Source organism: Treponema sp. B152, assembly GCF_024181665.1.
Classification (GTDB): Bacteria; Spirochaetota; Spirochaetia; order Treponematales; family Treponemataceae; genus Treponema_B; species Treponema_B denticola.
On the sequence record NZ_CP058668.1, the window covers coordinates 1,281,865 to 1,305,941 of the forward strand.

General features: G+C 38.7%; 20 protein-coding genes. 6 read left to right on the plus strand and 14 right to left on the minus strand.

All coding sequences use genetic code 11. The annotated features are described in order from the left end of the window. Positions 1-39 precede the first annotated feature (39 nt). Both HYB91_RS06015 and HYB91_RS06020 read left to right on the plus strand, forming a co-directional pair. On the plus strand, positions 40-735 hold the full coding sequence (locus tag HYB91_RS06015) for an ABC transporter ATP-binding protein (protein ID WP_002678096.1): 696 nt from the start codon (positions 40-42) through the stop codon (positions 733-735). Next, a complete protein-coding gene (locus tag HYB91_RS06020; protein WP_002678094.1) occupies positions 732-3,329 on the plus strand; it encodes an ABC transporter permease in 2,598 nt (865 codons plus the stop codon). Before HYB91_RS06015 ends, HYB91_RS06020 begins: the two co-directional genes overlap by 4 nt. Before the next feature lie 3 nt (positions 3,330-3,332). Here the strand turns inward: HYB91_RS06020 and HYB91_RS06025 are convergent, their stop codons facing one another. The 5 genes from HYB91_RS06025 to HYB91_RS06045 form a co-directional block, all read right to left on the minus strand. Beyond that, positions 3,333-4,466, minus strand: a complete 1,134-nt coding sequence (locus HYB91_RS06025) for a sensor histidine kinase (RefSeq protein WP_002678092.1) — start codon at positions 4,464-4,466, stop codon at positions 3,333-3,335. Between the two features lies 1 nt (position 4,467). Further along, a complete protein-coding gene (locus HYB91_RS06030) occupies positions 4,468-5,082 on the minus strand; it encodes a response regulator transcription factor (protein ID WP_002678086.1) in 615 nt (204 codons plus the stop codon). Positions 5,083-5,123: 41 nt separating this feature from the next. After that, positions 5,124-5,390 (minus strand): type II toxin-antitoxin system Phd/YefM family antitoxin, encoded by a 267-nt coding sequence (locus HYB91_RS06035; RefSeq protein ID WP_002671306.1) that lies wholly within the window; start codon positions 5,388-5,390, stop codon positions 5,124-5,126. A 62-nt stretch (positions 5,391-5,452) separates the two neighbouring features. Beyond that, the gene (locus tag HYB91_RS06040) at positions 5,453-6,817 is read right to left on the minus strand and encodes a glycoside-pentoside-hexuronide (GPH):cation symporter (RefSeq protein WP_002678079.1); all 1,365 of its coding nucleotides are present in this window, start codon (positions 6,815-6,817) and stop codon (positions 5,453-5,455) included. Position 6,818: 1 nt separating this feature from the next. Continuing rightward, positions 6,819-9,143, minus strand: a complete 2,325-nt coding sequence (locus HYB91_RS06045; RefSeq protein ID WP_002678071.1) for an alpha-galactosidase — start codon at positions 9,141-9,143, stop codon at positions 6,819-6,821. Between the two features lie 112 nt (positions 9,144-9,255). On the opposite strand from HYB91_RS06045, the gene HYB91_RS06050 reads away from it, so the two are divergent. Further along, positions 9,256-10,455 carry a transglutaminase domain-containing protein gene (locus HYB91_RS06050; RefSeq protein WP_002678070.1) on the plus strand — a complete coding sequence of 400 codons (1,200 nt, stop codon included), beginning with the start codon at positions 9,256-9,258 and terminating at the stop codon, positions 10,453-10,455. 23 nt (positions 10,456-10,478) lie between these two features. Here HYB91_RS06050 and HYB91_RS06055 read toward each other — a convergent pair whose 3' ends face one another. The 5 genes from HYB91_RS06055 to HYB91_RS06075 all read right to left on the minus strand — a co-directional run bounded on the left by HYB91_RS06055 (position 10,479) and on the right by HYB91_RS06075 (position 16,428). After that, complete coding sequence (locus tag HYB91_RS06055; protein WP_002678069.1) at positions 10,479-12,935, minus strand: endonuclease MutS2; 2,457 nt, start codon at positions 12,933-12,935, stop codon at positions 10,479-10,481. 20 nt (positions 12,936-12,955) lie between these two features. Further along, positions 12,956-13,903 carry a ribosome small subunit-dependent GTPase A gene (rsgA, locus tag HYB91_RS06060; RefSeq protein ID WP_002678068.1) on the minus strand — a complete coding sequence of 316 codons (948 nt, stop codon included), beginning with the start codon at positions 13,901-13,903 and terminating at the stop codon, positions 12,956-12,958. A gap of 144 nt (positions 13,904-14,047) precedes the next feature. Further along, a complete protein-coding gene (murI, locus tag HYB91_RS06065) occupies positions 14,048-14,863 on the minus strand; it encodes a glutamate racemase (protein ID WP_002678066.1) in 816 nt (271 codons plus the stop codon). 26 nt (positions 14,864-14,889) lie between these two features. Next, positions 14,890-15,786 carry a tRNA (adenosine(37)-N6)-dimethylallyltransferase MiaA gene (miaA, locus tag HYB91_RS06070; RefSeq protein ID WP_002678064.1) on the minus strand — a complete coding sequence of 299 codons (897 nt, stop codon included), beginning with the start codon at positions 15,784-15,786 and terminating at the stop codon, positions 14,890-14,892. Positions 15,787-15,798: 12 nt separating this feature from the next. Then, a complete protein-coding gene (locus HYB91_RS06075; protein WP_002678063.1) occupies positions 15,799-16,428 on the minus strand; it encodes a hypothetical protein in 630 nt (209 codons plus the stop codon). A gap of 92 nt (positions 16,429-16,520) precedes the next feature. On the opposite strand from HYB91_RS06075, the gene HYB91_RS06080 reads away from it, so the two are divergent. The 3 genes from HYB91_RS06080 to rlmB all read left to right on the plus strand — a co-directional run bounded on the left by HYB91_RS06080 (position 16,521) and on the right by rlmB (position 19,638). Next, the gene (locus HYB91_RS06080) at positions 16,521-17,369 is read left to right on the plus strand and encodes a hypothetical protein (protein ID WP_002678060.1); all 849 of its coding nucleotides are present in this window, start codon (positions 16,521-16,523) and stop codon (positions 17,367-17,369) included. A 74-nt stretch (positions 17,370-17,443) separates the two neighbouring features. Beyond that, positions 17,444-18,856 carry an MBL fold metallo-hydrolase RNA specificity domain-containing protein gene (locus HYB91_RS06085; protein WP_002678058.1) on the plus strand — a complete coding sequence of 471 codons (1,413 nt, stop codon included), beginning with the start codon at positions 17,444-17,446 and terminating at the stop codon, positions 18,854-18,856. A gap of 5 nt (positions 18,857-18,861) precedes the next feature. After that, a complete protein-coding gene (gene rlmB, locus HYB91_RS06090) occupies positions 18,862-19,638 on the plus strand; it encodes a 23S rRNA (guanosine(2251)-2'-O)-methyltransferase RlmB (RefSeq protein WP_002678056.1) in 777 nt (258 codons plus the stop codon). Here rlmB and hisS read toward each other — a convergent pair. The 4 genes from hisS to HYB91_RS06110 form a co-directional block, all read right to left on the minus strand. Further along, positions 19,635-20,981: a histidine--tRNA ligase gene (gene hisS / locus HYB91_RS06095; protein WP_002678055.1), complete on the minus strand. Its 1,347-nt coding sequence runs from the start codon at positions 20,979-20,981 to the stop codon at positions 19,635-19,637. The genes rlmB and hisS overlap by 4 nt on opposite strands. 74 nt (positions 20,982-21,055) lie before the next feature. Further along, positions 21,056-22,144, minus strand: coding sequence for a dTDP-glucose 4,6-dehydratase (gene rfbB, locus HYB91_RS06100; RefSeq protein ID WP_002678053.1), 1,089 nt, complete (start codon positions 22,142-22,144; stop codon positions 21,056-21,058). Positions 22,145-22,162: 18 nt separating this feature from the next. Then, on the minus strand, positions 22,163-23,038 hold the full coding sequence (gene rfbA / locus HYB91_RS06105; protein WP_002678051.1) for a glucose-1-phosphate thymidylyltransferase RfbA: 876 nt from the start codon (positions 23,036-23,038) through the stop codon (positions 22,163-22,165). A 47-nt stretch (positions 23,039-23,085) separates the two neighbouring features. Next, on the minus strand, positions 23,086-24,075 hold the full coding sequence (locus HYB91_RS06110) for an NAD-dependent epimerase/dehydratase family protein (RefSeq protein WP_002678049.1): 990 nt from the start codon (positions 24,073-24,075) through the stop codon (positions 23,086-23,088). Between the last annotated feature and the right edge of the window lie 2 nt (positions 24,076-24,077).

A 24,077-nucleotide genomic window follows, 5' to 3' on the forward strand; every position in this document is an offset into this window, starting at 1 on the left:
CGGAAAGAAAAATTCTTATTATTTTTATTGTGAGGTTTTATGGAAATTATACGTATTGAAAATGTGTATAAGGCCTACGGTTCAGAGGATACACTGGTAAAAGCATTGGACAATGTTAGCCTTTCGGTAAACAAGGGCGAATTCGTTGCAATTGTCGGTTCTTCAGGGAGCGGCAAAAGTACCCTCCTTCATATTTTAGGAGGGGTGGATTCGCCCGATTCGGGGAAGATTTTTATTCAGGGTGAAGACATTTCACAGTACACGGAAGATGAGCTTGCTCTTTTCAGACGGCGGAAGGTCGGACTTGTCTATCAGTTTTATAATCTTATTCCGAACTTGTCGATTGAAAAAAACATAAGCTTACCGCTTATCCTCGATAAGCCGCTTATCTTCAATAAGCAAAAAATCGACAAGGATAAACTTATGAACCTTGCCGAAAAACTAGGCATAAAAAATAAGCTAAACAGTTTTCCGCATGAGCTTTCAGGCGGACAGCAGCAAAGAGCGGCAATTGCACGAAGCTTGATTTATGCTCCCGCCCTTCTTTTGGCGGACGAGCCTACCGGAAATCTTGACCGTAAAAACACCGACGAGATTATGAGCCTGCTTCAATATGCACATAAAACATATAATCAAACAATTTTGATGGTAACACATGACGAACGCCTTGCCCTTTCCGCTTCAAGGATTGTGGAATTGTCGGACGGTAAAATTGTGAAGGATGAAGCGGTATGAAAAAAATCGGTCTAAAAAAATACGATATGAAAAAAAACGGAGCCGTCCTCCTCGCCGTTACGATGACCGGTATATTTTTTTCGCTCTTTGTAAACATAGCTTATTCTTCTTATACAAGCAGAATTGTTTCAATCAAAGAGCGCTTTCCTTATGATGCAGTTACGCGCAAAACCTTTACACGGGAAGTTCGCAGTCTTATTGCCGCCCATAAAAATGTCAAGGAAACTTACCTTATTCGTGATTTGATTTCGATTCAATATAGGGGCATTTTGTGTACGCTTGAAGAAGCGGAAGGCAGTATGCTCACCCGTGATGCTCTGATTGAAGGGAGCTTTCCGCAAAACAACACGGAACTGATAATCTCTTTGGAATTTAAAGAAAGGTTCGGCATTGCAACGGGCGATACATTGACTATAACCGCAGGAAAGCGCATTGTTAAGCTTAAGGGAGCCTCAGGGAAAACTTCCGCCGAAGACGGCAATGAACGGATTGTTTCTGCGGGTGAATATCCTGCACAAGATGAAGTATTCCGCCCTGAAGAAGAACGCTCTTTTACTGTTACCGGTATTTTTAAAAACAACAGCGCATTTACGCCGGCAAATCCCGTTATTAAAACACGGGCTTTAGGTGATGCATTTCGGGAAGGAAAAGCTGCAAACATCGCCCTTGTTTTTGCAAATAAGTGGAAGGGATATGATACCGTAAAAGACCTTGCCTCCTTAATTGAACCGGAAACCGAGGACTACAGCGATATCTTTTTTGTCAACGATATTCTTCTTTCAGTTTACGGAGCCTTTGACCGTGAAGAAATTTCAGTTAATCAAATTCTTACGGTAACGCTTTTTCCCCTTTATCTTGCCTTGGGAAGCGTTCTTGTCTTTGTGCTGATGCTTAAAAATATTTACAGCATTTGGGCATTTGATAAAATACGGATATTTGCAATGTATAAAAGTATCGGCTGTTCACGAAGGCAGCTTGGAAAACTTGTGGTAAAAGAAGCATTGCGGCAAGCTCTGCCTGCCGCCCTTATCAGCCTTATTCCGGGTAACATACTTTCATATCTTATTATCGAATTTATAAAAAAGACTGTGGGAAGTGCTCCTTATAAAATAATTTCAGACTATCGGTTCAGCATAGTGGTGAACCTTATTACGGCAGCCTTTGTTTTTATTTGTGTTGCACTTTCTGCAAGTCTTCCTGCACGTAAGCTTTCCCGTATGGGTATTATAGAAGCACTGAAAGGCGGCTTTGAGCTTAAAAAAGATAAGCGGAGACGACAGGCGAAAAGCCTTGAAGAGGAATTGCGCAAAAATAACTTTGTTGTTTTTAAAGCGAGCACCGCCCTCGTTACCTTTTCTTTTACCATCATTTTTTTTGTTTTGCTTATGGGAACGGGGCTTCACATAGAACGCAATTATTGGGAAAGAGAACGGTTTTACGATCTGTGTCTTTTTTTGCGTACACATAGGACGGGCATTCCCGCCCCCTTTCAACGGCTGGCGGAACAATTAAACAAAAAGGATTATTTAATTTACACGCAAAAATATGCATTTATGTATCCTGAAGCGTTTTTGTCGAGCGAATTCAAAAAAAAGGGATTTTATAAAAAAGCGGACGGTAAACTTTTTAAACGGGAAAACGGTAAGGCTGTTATCTCGGTATATTTTGCAGGCCTTTTGCCTGAAGATTTTAAAACCCTAACGGGACACAGCGACTACCGCGGTATTGTAGTGCTTAACTGTGTCCGAAAAAATCTTGAAGATGAAGTTTCAAAGGCTCAATACATTCCCTATTTTGACGAAAGCATAAAAAGTCTTCCCATAACTCTTTACGGAATGGGCAGTACCGAAGACGATATGCCGGAAAAAGAATTCACTGTTGAAAAATACATTAGGGAACTTCCTTCCGGCTTTTTATATGATAAAAACGTTATAGCAAGCGATTATGATTTGACCGTTTTTCTTCCAGCGGAAGAATTGGATCGTATTTTGAATGAAAATTTTACTCCGAAAAACGAATATGATTATACATTTACTCAGTATTTTATGAATATCCGCACCGAAAAACATAAAAACACGCAGCTTGCAGATGAAAACTATTATAACAATCTTTTAAAAAATTATATATATGAAGAAGAGCGATTTAGTGTTGACGGTGAAAAGTCGCGTATACTCAATAAATCGGCTTCCGATGCGTTGTCTCTTTTATTATATTCGATTTGTGCCGTCTGCGTACTAATTACCCTTGCCACCGTATACGCAGCGGTAAATATGTTTTTTGCGCGCCGACGCCGCGAAATATTTTTGCTTAAATCATGCGGCATACGGGAATCGGAATTAAAGGCTCTCCTTATGCGCGACTACTTTTATTTTATGCTGCGCTCGGTACTGTGCACCCTGCCGCTCTGTATGGGTTTAACATTATGGTACGGAACATTGAGCCTTTCGTTTACATTTAAACGCTTTTTAATCGGTATGAATTACCCGGCACTCGCTGCCATTATCGCCCTCATTGCCGCCGCCGTCTACCTCTTTTTCCGCTTTGGAGCAAAACGCTTCCAAGGCATAAACATAGCTGAAGAAGTAAGGGGATAAAATTTAAGTTTTATAAAATGAGAATTTAAATACGGCGCCGTTTTCGTTGTAGGCGCAAAGGGTGCCGTTGTTTTTTTCGGCAATGGATTTTGCGATATGTAAGCCTAAGCCGAAACCATTGGAATCGGGAGTTTTATAAAAGCGGTTAAAGACATAGTGCAGAGCTTCTTTTTGAATTCCTCTCCCGTCATCTTTAAAAACAATTTCCGTGTACAACGGCGTTTCGTTAAAAAAAACATTTACAGAGTTTCCTTTTGAAAGATAGGAGGCGGCATTTTTAAAAATGTTCATAAAAGCTTCGGTTATCCAGTAATAGTCGGCACTTATAAGAGCATCGTTATGCTCAATATGAACGGCAATGCCTTTTTGTTGAAAAAGATTTTCACAAGCTTCATAGGCTTCCAAACAGGCTTCATAGGCAGAAAGAGGAGATCTTTTCATCTGCTTAGTTCCGGATTCAAGGCTTGCCGAATGGAGGAGCCTATCGGTAAGTTCATTTAAACGGTACAGCGATTTTATCATCGAATTTACCGTCGCATTTAGCATTGAGGCATCCGTACAGGTACCCCGCTTCGAAGAATTATCGGCGGTAAGGCTTGAGTTTTCCAAAGAGAGAAGCATCGCCGTAATGGGTGTTTTTATTTGGTGAGCTATATCTTCCAGATTTTTTTGAAATTTAAGTTTTTCGGCTTGAGCATTTTCCCGTTCACAAAGAAGTTCGGTATAAAGTTTGTAGAGCTTATCATGAAGCAAAGTTCCGTTTTTAGTTATCAGTTTTCCCGCTCCCTTTTCCAGTGAATCAAGATAGGAAGATATGTTTTCTATTTCTTTTTTTTGCCGCCGCCTGTAAAAAAAACTTTCCAAAAGGCAGGCACTTAAAATCAAAACAAAGCCGGCACAAAGCATAAAATAAAAAAAGGAGTTGTCTTCCCGATAGCCGAGTTTTTCAAGGATTTCGATTTTTATGTTTCCCGTCTTTATATTTTGTAAGGCTTCAATCTTTTGTTCATCGGGAAGATACTGTAAAACGGCGGAAAGAGAGAGCGTATATTTTGTCTGATAACTTTTGTAAACAAAAAAACTGAGAGCCGCCAAAATGCAAAAATAGACGGCAAAGCGTATTTTTAAGCCGCACATGTTAACCCTTCCACCTGTAACCTATTCCTCTCACAGTTTCTATCCTTGAGCTGCCTATCTTGTTTTTTAGGCGGCTCATCGTAACGGTAAGAGTATTATCTTCAACAAAGACTTCGTCCTTGTCCCAAATGTGTTCCAAGATAAGGTCACGAGTCAAAACCGTACTTGAATTATTTAAAAAAAGGGTCATTATTTGATATTCTTTTTTTGTCAACACAATTTCTTTATTGTCGATGAGGATTATAGGCTCTCCGTTTTTCAGTTTTAAATCAATATCTTGATTATTGTTCCTGCGTAAGATTGCATGTATCCGAGCCTTTAATACATTGAGACTAAAAGGCTTTGTTACATAATCACAAGCCCCATCTTCCAAGGCTTTGACAATGGTTTGCTCATCATCTTGAACGGAAATAACTATACAAGCCGATTTTATTTTGCAAATAAGCGGTAAAGATGATTCTCCGCCAAGATTCAAATCGAGGAGTACAATATCGTAATCAAGATAAGGTAGAGCTTCTTTTATCGAGGAGGCTTCTGCAATATCGAAATCCGCCTTAAAAAAGGTTCTTATTTCTTTGCGTATCTGTTCATCGTCTTCAACTATAAGAAAGGTCATAAATCTTTACCGTTTTTTCCAGTAAATTACCTATTTATACATTATTCACTAATAAGCTTTTGAATTTCTTCAAATACATCTTTTGATGAAAAACGTTTTCCTGTTAAAGAAGCTTGTTTTTCAGCTTCCTGTAATTTAGAATAAATATCGCTTTCAAATTTCATATCTTCAAAAGTTTCCATACTCATTACAACCATATCGCCGTAGCCGTTTTTAGTTAAAAATACCGGTTGTTGACTTTGATGTACAATCTTTGAAATATCGGCAAAATTATTACGCAAATCTGAAACAGGCCGTATTGTATTCATAGCAAACCTCCCATACTTAATTTATCATAATTATGATAAAATTTCAATAACTGTGTCTTTCCTTACTCCTTTTTAACCAGCTCGCCCCGCTCTTCAAGTTCAGTTAAGATGTGCGCATAGGTTTTTTCGTCGATTTTATAGCGGAGGCGGTAGAGGATGTAGCTGCCGGCTATACAAAAAAGAGGGAAGACGAGCATGGCTGCCTTCATCATTAAAAGGCCTTCCTTTGTAACCTCGGCAGCGGATGAAGCCTCTTTGATTCCTGAAAGGATGACGACTGCGCTTACGATGCCGTTTCCGATAGCTCCTGAAAGTTTATTGATAAAGGGCTGAATCGAAAACGAAATGCTGTCATTCCGTTTGCCCAATTTCCAATGACCGTAGTCAACACAATCGGCAAGGAACATGAGCATCATAAGCTGAATAAAGGCCTGACCCACAAAGAGAAGAACTCCCGAAATACCGATAAAAAGCATGGTATTTGTAGGAGCAAAAAAGAAGAGGATGTAACCTGCCAAAACCATTATTATCGAAGCCGTATAAATTTTTTGCCTTACAAAAAATTTACTTAAAATCGGAAAAATAATCAGGGCCGAAATTTGGGAAAGACCCAGGATAATTGCAAAGACGGAATACATGCCTTCATCGCCGTAGGCATACTTAAAAAAGTAAAGGCCGAAGCCGGTTGTGGTCATATAACCTATCATAAAGAGAGTCATGGCTATTGCAGTCAAAAGGAGCTGGTCATTTTTTACTATAACGCTCAAAAGCTCTTTAAGAGAGGTATGTTTTTGAGGTTTTGTTATTTTAGGTTCTTTTACTCCTATTAAGGTTATAATTTGACCGAGCCACATAATTAGGGTAACCATAATTGCAAAGAAAAAATATCCCTTTGCAAGGCTTCCCATCTTATTACCCCATGCGGTTGTAATGGGAACTATGCCTGCAACAACAAAGAAAAGCCCCACATTTGCGCAAATACGGGCAATAGATCCTATTTTTTCTCTTTCTTTTTGATCCACACTTAAGGAAGGAAGCATTGACCAATAGCTTATATCGTTTGTGGTAAAAGCAACACCCCATAAAAGATAGATAATGCCGAAGAAGACTGCATAGGCACCTCCCTTAATCCCGAAATCCGTAAAAAGAAGGATTGTAAAAATCCCTGAGGCCAAGGCTCCGAAGGCTATCCAAGGCTTAAATTTTCCGTACTTGGTTTTGGTATTATCTACTATCAGACCCATAATCGGATCGTTACAGGCATCAAATATGCGGGCTGCAAGAACAATAACCGTAATACTCCATAATACATTTGTAGGAACATAAATTACATCGGTCATGTAAAAAATAAGGTACATGCTTATCAAAGAGTACACCATATCTCGGCCTATAGTTCCAAGGCCGAAAGTCCATCTGTTTTGTTTCATTTTAAATGACCTCCTTTGTTACAAATAAACAGGAACCGAAGTCTCCCCAAAGATGAGTCTTATCATTATAATAAGTGCCCATAAACTGATTATTTAAAAGAATACCGTAGTCCAACAGCTTTCCTGAAGCTCGATATTTTTCTACACAATCTAAAAGAGCATAATACTTGTTTACCGTTCTTAAAACAAGCCCCTCAGGGTTTAAAGAAATGGGCAGCACATGTTTAATCAAACCTCCGAAACGCTTTATATAGAGGCGTTGAGGTTTTGTTTCAACCTCGTATAAGACATTTTCCTTCATTCCTTTAACTTTTAAAATACTGTGCCCGTCGGCAGTCCGTGCCTTCATCTGAAAAAGGCCTGATACGGCAGTCCTGCCGTCAGAACATTGCCAATGCCTCTGATTATCTTTATGAGTACCTATAACCGAAAAAGAACCGAACTGAAAAATTTTTCTGTATTTTTTATAAAAAGAAACTTGTTCTTTTATTTCTTTTTTTTCGGCATGGGTTAAAAATTTTAAATCCAATTCATAACCTAAGACACCGAAACAGGCGGTATTAAAGCGGGTGCTCAAGGAAGTTTGCCTTAGGGTCTGCTGATGTGGCGAGGCCGAAACATGGGCACCCATTGCAGAAATCGGATATAGAAGGCTTAAAGAGCCTTGTATTTCCTGCCTTTCCACAGGGTCGGTATTATCCGAAGTCCATATCTGGGGAGAAAAGCAAAGCATTCCAAGATCAAAACGGTTTCCCCCTGAAGAACAACTTTCAAGCAGGATATGAGGACGAGGAGAAAAAATCCTCGTTAAGACTTCATAAAGGCCTAAAATATATCGGTGATAAAACTCTCCTTGATTTTTTAAAGAAGGAGAAAAAGCTGCCGATATGTGGCGGTTCATATCCCATTTTACATAAGAGACATCCGCCTCATCTAAAATCCGTGAGACATTTTCAACTATATAATCCCTCACTTCTTTAAGACAAAGGTCAAGGACGAGCTGGTGCCTTCCTCTGACCGGCTCCCTGAAAGGCTCTTTTAAGGCCCATTCGGGATGAGAACGGAATAGATCGCTGTCCTCGTTTACCATTTCAGGCTCAAACCAAAGCCCGAAGTCAAGCCCTATTTTACGCACCTTATCGGCAAGTTTTTTAATTCCGCCGGGAAGCTTTTTTGTATTTACCCGATAATCGCCGAGACCTGCACTATCGTTATTCCGGTCTCCGAACCAGCCGTCATCAAGCACAAAAAGCTCAAGCCCCAGCTTTTTTGCCTGACGGGCAGAGCGTAAAAGGCTTCGGCGGTTAAACTTAAAAAAATCGGCTTCCCAATTGTTTATTAAAACAGGCCTTTCTTTTTCTTTCCATTCACCCCTTACAATACACTTATTTATAAAGCCGTGCATATTTGAACGAAGCCCGTTAAATCCCCTATCGGAAAAAGAAAGAAGAGCCTCAGGCGTTTCAAAGCTTTCACCTTTTTTTAAATCCCAAGAAAAACAATGAGGACTTATCCCGATACCGATGCGGATTAAGTCCAAATGACTTTTTTGAACAAAGCCGAAATGATTGCCGCTGTAGATAAGGTTGAACCCGTAGACCTCTCCCCTATCCTCCTCTGCCCCATGAGCTGCAACAAGAAAGCCCGGATTGTGACGGTTAGAGCTTGCTCCGGTTGTAGACTCGTTTACCCACATCCCATAGGAAATTTCTTTTTTGTGTAGATGAGCTTCTTTAATCCAGCTCCCGTCAAGGGTGAACATATCGAAGCCCCTGTCCGTAAGATCTATCATCATACTCATAAGGCGGCGTATTTCCAAGGCTTTTTCATTATTATTTGTCAAGACGTCACGTCTTGTTATAAGATTAAAGGACGGAAACACCGTATAGTAGAGTGCAATACTGACATCATTTATATCTTTTAAATTTATGATAAGGGTTTCGGCGTCCTCATTTCCGTCAATGGCAGAAGGAAGGGACTGCATAGATTTCGAGCCCTTTTCTATCTTATGGGATTGATAAACAAAATCGTGCGTAAAAGAAGAATCGGGCATTCTTATTTCGCAAGGAGAATAACGGTAGTCTCCTCTGCCGTTTCCCGACCATTGCAAGGGGATATTATCAAGCACATAGAGGGGGTCTTTTTCGTCATAGCAAACGGAAGAACCTGTCTGTGCCGTTCTTTTTACAAGAAGTCCCTGTATATCGCCTCTTTCCATCTTTTTACCGTAATGCACGGTTTCCAAGTGGCCGTAAGGACTTATACGGAACCAATAGCTTGAGTTCTCGGTTTCCAGATAAAAAACATCATTTTCAAATTGAATCATAGCCCGAACAGTATAACATAATTTTTAAGGATATGCAAAGTAAATTTTATATTAAAACTATAGTATTATTATTAAAAATAAGTTATAATTATAGGGCGATATGAGGAAAAAAATGAAGAAGAAAAACGTTTTATTATTTTTTTTGTTTCTAAGCTGTTTCTTTTTTTTAAGTGTTTCTCTTTCGGCGGAACAAATGTATTCCCCTTCATGGGGCTATGCACTCGACCTGCCTGAGGATTTTGTTTTAGCCAATAGAGAAGGAAATGAAAGATATCTTTTTCAGCATGCTATTCTGCCGGTTGATTTACAAATTGCCTTGTATGAAGAGCCCCAATTTAAGAGCGTAAAAGAAGCGGCAGAACATGTTTTTAAACAGCTAAAAATGACTCATAAGGATGTGCCTTTTGTATGGAGAAATAAGGAAGCTCTTTTATCGTCGGTATCGTTTTTATATTCGCCTTCCGAAAAATATAAACCTAAGGAGCTTTCAGGCTGGGTTTTAAGCCTTGAGCTGCCCAATAAAACCGGCTGGCTGGTTCTTCTTACCTATACCGACAAGGATAAGGCAAAGGAATGCGAAAACCTTATGATTTCTTCCATTGACACGGTTTATACCGATACAATGTCTTATTTTGAGCCCGGGCCGGTTACAACAGCCCTATATCCTAAAACAAAAGAGAAAACTATCGAGTATACTTTTAACAATAAAAACATATCCTTTACGATAAACGAATCCGATGCGGAAGCAAACAAGTCTGTAATTGACAGGGAATTTTCTGTTTTGACTATGTATTTAAATCATGATAATTTAATCGCAGCTTGGCAGCGTTTTTATAAGATAATTTTTAGGGATGCATGGAACCGCATAGCTCCTGCTTCCTTTGCCGTATATACTTCGCTCTTTGATGAAAACAATCAAAACGGATTTGCCGAAAAAGCGGCAAAAGAGCTGCTTTTTTTAGTTCAAAATTTTAACTATGAAAGAGACAGAAAAGGAAGCGATTTTATAAACTTACCTCAAGCCCTTACAGAAAAGAGAGGAGACTGCGACAGCAGGGCTCTTCTTATGGTGCTAATGCTAAAACAGATGAACATAGATGCCGTCCTTTTGGTTTCTCCGAATAAATCCCATGCCATAGCCGCAGTAGACTGTCCGGGAAGCGGAACATGTTTTACTCACAACGGCAGAGATTACCTTGGCTGTGAAACTACGGCCCATGTTCCTATAGGAGAAATAGCCGATGAAATAGCGGCTCCCGAAAATTGGTTCCCCGTAGATTTTTATGTAATAGAAAATTTTGAATCAAATTAGCCCGCGTTAGCTGCGGTACTGACTTAGCCGAGGCTTACTATCGTCTTTCCCGATCCGCCTTCTTCCGGCTTTGCAAAACGGAAAGCCTTTACATAGGGACTTCTCTTTAAAAAATCGTGAGACAATTCTTGAAGAATTCCATGCCCCTTTCCGTGAATAATGGCAAATTCGGTGATACCGTGCACCAAGGCAAGATCCATCTGATCCTGCAAGGCCTTTTGAGCTTCCTCAGCCCTCATTCCTAAGAGGCGGAGCTCAAAAGAAGGACGGGAAGAAGGAGCACTTGTATCGCTTATAATGCTGACAAGGGGTTTGGAAAGTTTAAGCTTTTCCTGATTTTCGCAAGCCTCCATGTCGTCCTCTGCAATAGTAAGTTTTAAGTTATCTACGGCAACTAGCCACTTTCCTTTTTTTTCTTCACGGATAAGCTCTCCATTACGGTTGAGGCTTTTTATTATAACCCTTGTGCCTTCGCGGAGCTCAGGATTTTGAGGGGCCTTGTTTTTTTCTTTTGAAGAATGAAGTCTTTCGTCTATTTTTGTTTGTTCAAGTTTAAGTGCTTCATGTTCTTTGCCCAAATCTTTTTCAAAATCGTCAATCCATTTTTTGACGCTTAAAGTTTTTTCTCGGCTTAGCTCTCCCTCTCTCAGCTCCCGCACAAGGTTTTCAAGAAATTTTCTTTTTTCTTCAAAAAAGAGATCGAGCCTTTTTATTCCGTCTTTTTTCAGCTCCAATTCTTTTTGTTTTAATTGAAGTTCTTTTAAATCGGAACGCCGCCTATCTTCTTTAAGTTTTAATTCTTCTTCTTTTTTTTGAAGTTCAAATTCGTTTAGGTCTTCATGCTTTTGAATAAGGCCCTTTATAAGATCGGAAACATCGGCCCTGTTATTTCCCAAATAGGTGTGAGCTTTTTCGATTATATGTTCCGGAAGACCGTTCCGCTTGGCTATGTCAACGGCATGGCTTTCTCCGGGAACGCCCATTAGTATCCGATAGGTGGGGCTCAATGTGTTTTGATTAAATTCGACCGAGGCATTTACACAGGACTCCTTACTATAGCCGTAATTTTTTAAGGCACCATGATGGGTTGTAACAAAGACAAAGGCTTTTTTTTCTAAAAGATCATCGAGAACTGCCATAGCTATTGCACAACCTTCTTGAGGATCCGTGCCACTTCCAAGCTCATCAAGAATTATAAGACTTTTATCCCCTGCCCTCCTTATAATTTCGGAAACATTTTTCATGTGAGCCGAAAATGTAGAAAGGGATTGATCCATAGACTGCTCATCACCTATATCGCAGGCTATAAAATCAAAGTAAGGAAGACGGGTCAAAGGGCCTGCAGGAACCGGCCAGCCTGTTTGGTTTATCAGAGCAAAGAGAGCTGCCGTTTTTAAGCTTACGGTTTTTCCTCCGGTATTCGGGCCCGTTATAATAAGCACCCTATCATCTTTAGATAATTTTAGGTCTATAGGAACCGCCGATTTTCCAAGCAGGGGATGCCGGGCTTGATGAAGATAAAAAGCAAGAGGGGTTCCTTTTGAATCATGGCTTCCGTCCTTGCCTATTGAATGGCTTAAGCCTAAATCTATACTGCCTGCAAAAACACAATTATTGGAATGAGCCCATCGGGAAGCGGCGGCAACACAATCCAATTTTGTGATTGCTTCACAGGCCTCTTTTATGTTTTCGGTATGCTCTGCAATTTGGGAAGTCAAGTCCTGCAATAGCCTTAAAAGCTCACGCTCATATTCGGCATGAGCGGCGATAAGGTCATTATTCTTTAAAACTATTTCTTCCGGTTCAAGATAAAAGGTTTGCCCCGATTGAGAATACTCATGAATGATACCCGGAATCCTTCCTTTAAAATTTGATCTTACGGCTATAACCTGCCTTCCGTCTTTGACCGTAGGAAGATTGGATTGAAGCATTTGACGGGTTGCATCATTTGTAAAATAATTCCGCATAGTTTTATCTATGTCGTCCTCTATAGAGCGTATCTTATTTTTTATTGCCCTCAAAGAAGGAAGGTCTTGCAATTCGCCGTTTTCATCTATAAAAGAAAATACAAGATTTTTTAGATGGAGCATATCGGGTATTTTTTTTACAAAGGAAACAATCGAGTTTTCATTTAGGTCTTCATTTTCTAAAAATGGGCTTAACCATTCGTGTAAAGAAAAAACGGATAAGGCTAAAAGACCGACCGAATAAACGCCTTCAATATCAAGGGCAGCTCCTTCAACTTCTATTCCTTCAAGAAAGGGAAGAACAGGGGGCCTATATTTGATTGGAGGAGCCTTATATGCCCTTAAAAGACTTAAAAAATCAATCCCTAATTTTTTTTCTTCTTCTATTTTTTTAATATCCGTATCCGGATTCTTTTTTAAACAAAATTCTTTTCCTTCATCAGTTACACAATAGGAGGCAATAATTTCTCTTATCCTCGAAAACTGCAAAACTTCCAGCGTATGTTCAGTCATATCTCACTCCTACCCTACGATTAATACTTCTTTACCGTTTCTTGTAATTCTTTATGTATAAGCTCAAAACTCGTATACCTATCCTTATGAATATTTCCTTTTTTAAGGGCTTCCAAAATGGCACATCTGGGTTCATGGGTATGGGTGCAGGAAAGGCCGAATTTACATGAGCCTATAAGCTTTTCCATTTCGGGAAAATATAGGGCCGTATCTTCAGGCTCGATGCCGTAAATGGCAAAATGCCTCACACCCGGTGTATCAATTATGTTTATCGAATGTTCTTTTCCATCTGAAGTAAGAGCCTTTATTTTAAAATACTCCCCTTGCGTTGTCGTGTGGGTGCCTCGGTCATACTTATCCGAAATTGCAGAAGTTTTTAAATTTAAATCGGGGGCGATAAAATTTAAGAGAGTACTTTTACCTACTCCCGACTGTCCTACGAGGGCAGAAGTTTTAGCAGAGAGGCTTTCAATTAAGTTATCCATTCCCCTGCCCTCCTTTGCCGATACTTCGATGGTTTTATAGTCCAACCTTTTCCAGTCCTCTATTCGCTCTCTTACATCAGCCGAGATTTTTAAATCACACTTATTTATAACAATTAAAACCGGAATCTTTTGAATCTCGGCTTGCACTAAAACCCTGTCCACAAATCGAGGGCGGAAGGGAGGATTAGCAGCAGAAACAACACAAACAAGCAGGTCGATATTTGCAGCTAAAAGCTGGGGCATATTCAGTTTTTGATTTAAGCGTAAAAAAGAATTTTTTCTTTCTATTAAACCCGTTATCAAGCCTTCATCATCAGAGTGAGTATCGGGCTCAAGATTTACAAAATCTCCGGCAGCAAGAGGATTATAGTAAAGAGCAGAATCTTTTAGAACCTTCCCCTTAATGGAGCAGCTTCTGAATTTTCCGTCTTCACATTCAACATAAAAAATATTATTAGATCCTTTTAAAACCAATCCTTTCATTTTAGAAGTACCTTAAAACGAACATCGAAAAACTTCAGCTTTTCGATGTTTTCCTTAGATTTATTTGCGATGTTTTTCATAAGTCATTGATATATAAAAACTTATGAAAAACTCGTCGGTTACTTCTAAAAAACAACAAGTTTTTTAGAAGTAACCCAAAGTCATATTAAAGAGTTCCGCATAAGCGGAATATTTTTTTGTACTCTCTTCAGTTTTTTCCGAGGTGATATAAAAAATATCTTTTTGAATATTTTTTAATTTTTTATCCGTTTTTGATTTTTGAGGAGGAGATATTTTTAAGGCTTGATTTACAACCCCATCCAAAGAGTCCACAATCTTTATATCCGGTTCACACTCGGATTTAAACTCATCTCTTAGGTGGAGAAAATGTGTACAGCCTAATACAGCAGTATCCGTTCCCGCCGATTTAAAAAACTCAACCGCAGGACGGATTCCGGCCTTTTTATCTTCCTCAGAACCTGACAATAAGGTATTCTCTATTTTAGAGACCAAAACGGAATCTGCACGCATAAAAAATTTACAATCGGCTCCGAATTCCTCAATGAGATTTTGAACATAGATATCGTTTACCGTTCTTTCGGTTGCAAGGACGGCAATTTTTTTATTTTTACTTGTTAAGGCCGCAGGTTTTATAGCAGGAACGGTGCCCACAAAGGGTATCTCGAATTTTTTACGCAAATGTGAAAGAGCCGAAACCGTCATCGTATTACAGGCTATTATTATAACGGAGGGTTTAAGTTTTTCGATTATTTTTTTTACAAGGCCCTCAGTATATTCTATTACATCTTCGAGTGTTTTTTCTCCATATGGAAAATGTTTTGTATCTGCGACATAGGCACAGGAACTTTGAGGTTCCAATTCTTTTAAATGCCTTAAATAAGGCAGTCCCCCTATGCCTGAGTCTATAAAAACATATTGAACGTTTTGTTTTAAAGTCAATTTTCCCTCCAACGCTAATTAAAAACTCACTTCAATATCCAGTTTATTTTTACCCCGTTTTTTTCCATACGGCGAAACCAAGTTTCCTGCCTCTTCGCAAACTGACAAATAGCTCGGTAAAGAGAATCGATATACGCTTCCCTCGATCCTATTTTGCCTTGAAGATATTGGGCGGTAAATTTATATTCAAGCCCCAAACTTTCAAGCCTTTCCCAAGAAAAGCCCTCCTTGTGAAGGCTCTCGGTTTCTTCTATCATTCCGTCTTTTATACGATCTAAGAGTCTAAGCCTTATTCTTTCCCTTAAAATTTCCCGCGGGTATTTAAGACCTATTATAAGGGGGAGGATATCGGGGCGGTTTGCATTTAAGATTTCAGCTGCATCGGGATGGGTCTTTTTATATTCCGCAATTTCAATAGCCCGCATAAGCCGATCCATATTTTCAAGGTCGGTCTTATTATGCATCGGAATATTGTATTCAAAAAAAAACTTTTGCAGTTCCGTCAAATCCTTACCGGCCAAAGAAGCTCTCAGTTCTTCATTTTTTGGAACAGGAATAAGTTCGTATTCCCTTATAAGAGCATCAAGATACAGCCCCGTTCCTCCCGCAAAAATAGGAAACTTTTTTCTCCTCTTTATATCTTCAAAAGCCTTGTAAGCATCATTTTGAAAATCAAAGACATTGTACTCCCTTTCCAAAGTACAAATATCGATTAGGTGATGGGCCACATCGCCGTACTCTTTTAAGTCCTTTCCTGTACCTAGGTCAAGGCCCTTATAAACCTGCCTTGAATCCGCAGAAATAATTTCTCCTCCAAGCTCTTTTGCAAGGCCTACGGCATAGGAAGTTTTTCCCGTCGCTGTAGCTCCCAGCACAACAACCGAATTATGTTTATCCGATAAAGACAAAAAACCGAGATTCATAAAATGAAAAACTTACAACCTATTCCGGACAATATTTAAAACAACTCCCACCAAAAACATACCGCAAGAAACAAAAGTATGCATATTTAAAGATTTGGATAAATACCAACTTGCAAGAGCATATGAGCCTAAAAGGCTGAAAATGATAAAAGAAATAAAGGCTATCGCATAAACCATAAAATCCATGGAAATCGTTAAATTTGCCGATAAAATATAGTAAACAAAATCAAAAATAAGGATTATGCCTGTTATTATAAGAAGAAATAAAATAAGTTCGGTTGAGTCGGGCGTATTAATATTCCTGTAAAATAGATAGGCAAAGACGGCACTAAAAATACCGAAAAGAGCCGACAAGCTATTGCTTAAAGTTTCTTCAGAAAGAGACCATGAAATCAAAAAGAAAAAAGCCAATCCGAAGAGAGCGTTTAAGAAAAAGTACTGGAAGAAAAAGCGGCATAAATGGGAACTCAAATAAGATGAAATTTGCAGGCTGGAAAAAGGGAAAAAAGAAACAATTATCAATGACACTATTCCACCCAAAATACCGAATAAAAAGGCTGCAAACTTACCGCCTTGTTCCTTTGAAAATGAGGCATAGAGTAAAAAAACTAAGGGTAAAACTAAAATAAAAACAAAGTTCATAAGGCTTATTTTACCATAAAAATACCAATATATCAAGTATTTTTGAATAATTGCCTTTACAAATATTTTTTTTACTGGTATACTGCTCTAATATGACAATTGCAGGAAGAAACAGAGCGCGCCTAGTCGCCATATGTATTGCAGCTTTAATTCTTATATTATCCTTAATATCCTTTGTAGGTATTGTACTTAACGGAAACCTTGATAATTCCTTGGTAACGGGCACAAAATCTGCAGAAAGCTCGGGAATTACTGAATTTATACTCAGCCTTTTAAGAAATAATTATAACGGCTATGCGGTATTAATAAGTATCTTGGCCTTTCCGTTTTTATCGCTTGGCTTTTTAATCTTCGTCTATTTTACATTTAAAAAGACTCATGCAATCGAAATATCCTTTTTTGCCATGTTTACCTTATGCATAAGCTTTGAAAGTATAAGGCTTGTTTTTCCTCTATATAGCTTTTCCAATATAGTGCTGGATAGTATAGCAAATCTATCCCGATTGGTATATTTTTTCAGATTAGCCGGAATTATGTCCATCTTTATGGCAGGCATCTTTGCCAACAAAATAATAACTAGAAAGATATCGTCAGTCTTCTTTTTTATTTTTTTTATATCTTTTTTAATATGCTTATCAATGCCTATAAATAATTTTTATATAAGCAGATACTTTCTTTCGGATATTAAGGCAGGCCATTCATATATATACCTGTTTTTAATAGCTGCACTTTTAGCCTGTGTAAATTACTTTTTTGTCTATATCACAAAAAACATAAAAGAGTATTTATTTGCAGCCCTTTCGCTGACAGGGGCCTTAATAGGTTATGCGGTTCTCTTATACACATCATCTTATACCCTCCTGGGTATAGGCCTTGCCTTGTTTATTTTAGGAAATCTTAGTTTTATAAAGTACATACACAGCTACCACATATGGCAATAAACCTCTAGACCATCTATAACAATAGCTAAAAAATAGGACTTGATTTTTCGCCGATTATGATGTATGCTTAAGCTATGGCAATTAAATTTTACTCGCTAGGTGCTGCAGAAGAAGTTACCGGATCTAAACACATTCTTGAAGTTGACGGACATAAATATTTGATAGACTGCGGAGCTTTTCAAGGAAAAAGAGCAGAAGCGGACAAGAAAAACAGGGATTTTAATGTTCCGGCTCCTGAGCTGGAAGCCGTCATTTTAACCCATGGTCATTATGATCATTGCGGTTTATTACCCTTGCTGGGAAAGCATGGATTTACAGGCAACATATATGCAACCCCTGCCACCAGAGATATAGCAAACCTTGTGATGATGGATTCTGCACGAATTCAAGCCAGAGATAGGGAGTATCTATCCAAACAAGCTGCAAAAAAAGGAGAAACCTTTAAATGGGTGCCTCTTTTTGATGAAGCCGATGTAATTCAAACAGTCAATCAGTTTGTAACAATTTCATATCATAGGCCTGCATGGATAGGCCCCAATGTTCAACTGGAATTCTATGATGCAGGGCATATTTTAGGTTCAGCGATGGCTGTAATTACCGCCAAAGACTCGGATGGGAAAGAGGTAAAAATAGCCTTTACAGGAGACCTAGGCCGAAAAAATAAGGCTATTATCCGCGATCCGGATATTATTCCTCCTGTAGATTATATAGTTATTGAAAGCACATACGGAAACCGGCGCCATGAGGAAACCGACAATGCTTTAAAACTTCTTGCCGAAAAAACACAGGAAATTGTACAAAATAAGGGAAAGATGATTATTCCCGCCTTTGCCGTTGAAAGGACTCAGGAAATCGTCTATTATTTTCACCTCTTAGTCGATAAAAAAATAATTCCCGATATTCCGATTTATGTAGATTCTCCCATGGCCGTAAACGCAACTAGTATATTTCAGGTACATCCCGAATGCTATGATGCACAAACACATGAGGCCTTTTTAATTCATCATAAAAATCCTTTCGGCTTTAACTCGCTCAAATTTATAACCAGCGTAGCCGAGTCCAAGGAATTGAACAATATTGACGGTCCCATGGTTATAATAAGTGCGGATGGAATGTGCGAATTCGGACGAATTACCCACCATCTTGCAAACAATATCGAAAAGCCCTCGACAAAGGTACTGCTGGTAGGTTTTATGGCAGAAGATACTCTCGGCCGTAGACTCCAAAACAAAGAACAAGAAGTAAAAATTTTCGGTGAATGGCATCAGGTACGAGCTGAAATTTTGCAGATAAACGCCTTCAGTGCTCATGCCGACTATTTTGAGTCCAGAGAGTGGCTGGACTCCTTGAAGAACCCTAAACTTAAAACGATATTCTTGGTTCACGGAGAACCTAAGGCTCAAATTTATTTTACCCAATACTTAAACGAAAATGGTTATAATGATGTAAAAACGGTAAAATATGGAAAAAAATACAATTTGGACTAAAATTTATGAAAAAAATAATTACGGGTTTTCATGCTATAGACGAGATTTTAAGAGCGGAAAAACTTAAAATAGAAAAAGAAAAGAACCGGAAGCCGAGCCTTGAAATTTTTTACTCTAAAGAAGGACCAAGGGTAAAAAAAATTTTGGAAGCGGCTCGTAAATTGAATCTAAAAGTTGAAAAACAGGACAATCAATTTCTTGATTCCATTACCAAAACCTTGCCGGAGCAGTTAAGGGATCACAGGGGTATTGTTCTTGTAACTGAGGCTGAAGATCAAAAAAAAGGAATGAGCATCGATGAGTTTTTTGCAAAACTTGCAGAAAAAGGCTCGGCTTTTGTGGTAATCCTCGACTCCGTTACTGATCCTCACAATACGGGTTCCATTATACGAAGTGCGGACCAGTTCGGAATAGACGGAATAATAGTTCCGGAAAACAAAAGTGCGGGAGGCTTTGAGATTATAAGCAAGGTAAGTGCAGGAGCTTTGGCCTGGGTTCCATTCGTGGAAGTAACCAATTTGGTAAGAACCGTAGAAAGGCTAAAAAAGGAAGGCTTTTGGATTTACGGGGCAGATGCAGGAGGCAAGGCCCTACCCAATCTTACGTTCCCAAAAAAGACAGTCCTTATTATGGGAAATGAAGGAAGGGGAATGAGCCGCCTTGTAGAAGAAACCTGCGACGAAATAGTGTCAATTCCGACAAAGGGAAAACTTGACAGCCTAAATGTTTCCGTCGCAGCAGGCATTCTATTATACGAAATAAGCCGGAAAAAAGAGGTTTAATTTTTTGAAGCTCTTATCTTTTTTACGGCCTCGCTAAGAGGCGTTTCATCCTCTGTTCTATTAGTCATATCCTTTAATTTTATCTTAAACCCTTGAGGGGCCTTATCGAATTCTTCCACACAAGAATCTTTATCTAAGAAAAGCCCCCACCTTATGTCTTTTTTTTCGGCATAGGTGTACTGATGATTCATCTTTTTCGGTTCAGGATATACTTCAGCATTTATTTTTTCGGCTTCAAAAAAGTTTACTATCGTATACGAAAGGACCTGATCATCTTCAGGTAAAGAAAAAATAAGGAGGTCGGTAAAGCTGGCCTTTGTTTTTTGACGGCCCAAGAGTTCAAGGGCAGCTAAAAGCCTGTCAAGCCCTATGGAAGCTCCCACTCCTGTAATAGATTCCTTCATGTAAAGAGCCGTAAGGTTATCGTACCTTCCGCCTGAGCAAACAGAGCCTATCGATGGTAAATCGGTTAAAAAGGTCTCAAATACAACACCGGTATAATAATCCAGGCCTCGCGTAATTGAAGGATCAAAAACAATTGAATCTTCAATACCTACAGCCTTTACCAAGGCATAGATATCTCTCATGCGTTTTGTATCTTCGTCGGGGCCGCCTGCGAGGTTTTCCAAGTGGGAAAGAGTCTTTTCAAAGTCTTCGCTTTTTAACTCCTTGCTTACACCGGAAATATAAGCCAATATTTTTTTGGCACTTTCTTCGGAGCTTATATCAGTAAGGAGTTTTAAAACCTCGTCCTCCCCTATCTTAGCAAGTTTATCTACAATACGCAAAACCTCTTCGCTGTCTTCCGATAGGTTTAAAGACTTTAAAAAACGGTTAAATATACCCCTATGGGAAACGTGTATTTTAAAATTGGAAACACCTAATTCGTTTAAAGCTTTTTTAATAAGACGCAAAATTTCAAAATCAACGGCAGCCGAATCGGAACCCAATGTATCAAAATCGCATTGCAAAAATTCCCGATACCGTCCGGCCTGAGGCTTTTCACCGCGCCAAACTTTTCCCAAATGGTAACGCTTAAACGGGAAATATATCTCGGACTTATGCTCTGCGACAAATCGGGCTAAGGGAACGGTTAAGTCAAAACGCATAGCAACATCCCGTCCGCCATTGTCGCTAAACCGGAAAACCTGCTTTTCGGTCTCTCCTCCGCTCTTTCTCAATAAAATCTCAGAATATTCCAAGGCAGGGGTGTCTATAGGTACAAAGCCGTAATCCCTAAAAACCTTTACCAGTCTTTCCATAAGAAGATCTCTTTCAATCTCGTCCGCCGGAAGGAAATCTCTAAATCCTTTTAAAACTTTCGGTTGTATTAAATCACTCATAGTTTTTATTTTACAATATTTTTTTAGATTGGACAAGGGTCAAATTGACGAAGTCATGTTGACTACGTCAATACCTATCTCTCTTTATAATTTTTTTCTATCCAATTTCGGTACTCACCGGAGCGGACATTTTCTATCCATTTCTTATTATTTAAATACCAGTCAACAGTATTTTCAAGTCCGGTTTCAAAATCAAAGTTACGCTTCCAATTAAGTTCATTTTTTATCTTGGTACAGTCAATAGCATAGCGGCGGTCATGTCCAAGCCTATCGGTTACATGTGTAATAGTTTTTCTTACATTTTCTTCCTCAAGACCTGTCTTTTTGCAAACGATTTGAATGAGCTTATTTAAAAGCTTTATATTTTCCCATTCATTTTCGCCGCCTATATTATAGGTCTTCCCCGCTCTCCCGTTTTTTAGTATAAGCCTTACAGCCTCATTGTGATCTTCAACATGTATCCAGTCTCTAATCTGCTTACCGTCACCGTAAACGGGAAGATTTTTACCTTCAAGCATATTTAAAATCATAAGGGGAATCAATTTTTCAGGGAATTGAAACGGCCCATAATTATTGGAACAGTTTGAAATAGTAATAGGCAGCCCATAAGTATGGAAGTAAGCTTTTACCAAGTGATCACTTGATGCCTTACTTGCAGAATAAGGAGAACGCGGATCATAGGCGGTAGTTTCTTCAAAATAGCCTTCAGGCCCCAAAGAACCGTAAACCTCATCCGTACTGATATGGTGAAAAAGAACATCATCACGCATTGTTCCGTCAGCTTTTTTCCAAAATTGCTTTGCAGTTTCCAAAAGGTTAAAGGTGCCCAAAACATTTGTTTTTAAAAAAACCTCAGGCCCCAAAATAGAGCGGTCAACATGACTTTCAGCTGCAAAATGAACAACAGTGTCAATACTATATCCCGTAAAAATTGTATTTATAATTTCTTTATCGCAGATATTTCCATGAATAAAAAAGTATCGGCTTCCGCCGAATTCGGATTCTACATCAGAAAGGCTGGCGGCATTGCCTGCATAGGTAAGAGCATCAAGGTTTATAATACGCCCCGTAAATGCGGCTTCTTTTTTTAATAGGCTTCTGATAAAATTAGAACCTATAAAGCCCGCACCGCCGGTTACAAGTATATTTTGTAAACTTCGCATTTAGAATAGCTCCTTAACTTAACAATTTTCTGCAATATATTTTAGATAATCTCCATATTCATTATTATAGGATGAAGATAAATTTAAAAGCTGAGTCTTTGAAATCCATTTTTGTAAATAAGCTATTTCTTCTATACAGGAAACATACATTCCCTGCCTCTTTTGAATTGTTGCTATAAAATTTGAGGCTTCTAAAAGACCGTCATAAGTCCCTGTGTCAAGCCAAGCCATGCCTCGCCCCAGCTTTTCAACTCTTAATTTGCCCATAGCCAGATAAGCATTATTTACGGATGTAATTTCAATCTCGCCTCTAGCCGAAGGTTTAACCGATTTTGCAATTTGGATTACTTCATTATCATAAAAATATAAGCCTGGGATTGCATAATTTGATTTTGGATTTTGCGGTTTCTCCTCAATACTCAAAACATTTCCTTTATCATCAAAATCAACAACTCCGTAAGCTCTCGGATCCTTAACATAATAACCGAAAATCAAGGCTCCTCCATTATCTTTTATGGAGGAAACTGCATCTGCCAAAGTGCTGCTGAAACCTCTTCCATAAAAGATATTATCGCCCAAGACCAAAGCACAAGAATCAGAACCGATGAACTTTTCACCCACTATGAAGGCATCAGCAAGCCCTCGAGGTTTATCTTGAACGGCATACTCAAACCTCATCCCCAACCAATTTCCATCACCGAAAAGTTCCTTAAAAAGTCCTATATCCCGCGGTGTAGATATAATTAAAACTTCACGTATACCGGCAAGCATCATAACCGACAATGGATAATAAATCATGGGCTTATCATACATTGGTAAAATTTGTTTTGAAACAGCCTTTGTAAGCGGATATAAACGGGTTCCGGCCCCTCCTGCTAAAATTATTGCCTTCATAAAAACCTCTATTAAAAATTGATGATATAAAAATTTATAATAAGTTTCTACTCAGTATGAAAAACATGATCTTCTATCTTATCAATGAATTCATATTTTATAGTATTGTATAAGCCCTCGCTTAAAGGTACGGGAGCTTTAAAATCGGTTTTAGGTATATTGATCGTATCAAAAAGAGTATCGGCACAGAATTTTTTTACCCTGATTGAACTGATTGCTAATTTTTTTCTCGATATTTTAGCAAGTAAGTCAAAGCAAAGACCACCGAAATAGCCCAGCCAATAGGGCCAATGAAAAATTTTATGATTCTCATTTCCTAAGATTTTATAAACTTCATTGGCAAGAGAATTCATATCAAAATCGGGCTTATCGATATAGTTAAATAAGTGTTCACCTTGTCCGTTATTTAAACAAAATTCGATAAAGGCAGCTACATTTTCAACATAGGCCATTGATTTTTTATTTTTACCGTTTCCGACAAATGGAAAAAAGCCTGAACTGATTTGTCTTAATAGATTATAAACATTGCCCCTATTTTGCTCTCCGAATACAACGGTAGGTCTTATTATCGTAAGCGAATTTTCGTTATCGTTTTCAAGCCACGCACGATATTTCCCTTCAGCGAACCATTTTGTTCTACCGTAATCATTAAAATAATTTATTTTACCTGTTTCGTTCGTATTTAAAGGTGCAAAACCGTATACCGCAACAGAGCTTGTAAAAATAATTTTTTTTATTCCCAATTCCGAACAGACCTTGCATACATTTTCTGCACCGTCAACATTTACTTCATCATATAAGCTTTTAGGTTCAACATCATCGCGATGTTCAGCCGCCAAGTTGATAACGCAGTCTAGGCTAGAGGATAATTCTTTTTTTAAAGAATCTATATCCCTTACATCAGCAAAGACTCTCAAGTTGGGATAGTATTTACTATCCTGTTTATCAAGAATTTTAATTTTATGTCTGGACGCCAAAAGCCTCTTTGTTAGTCTTGTTCCTATAAAACCGGAACCGCCTATTATTGCTATGTGCATTT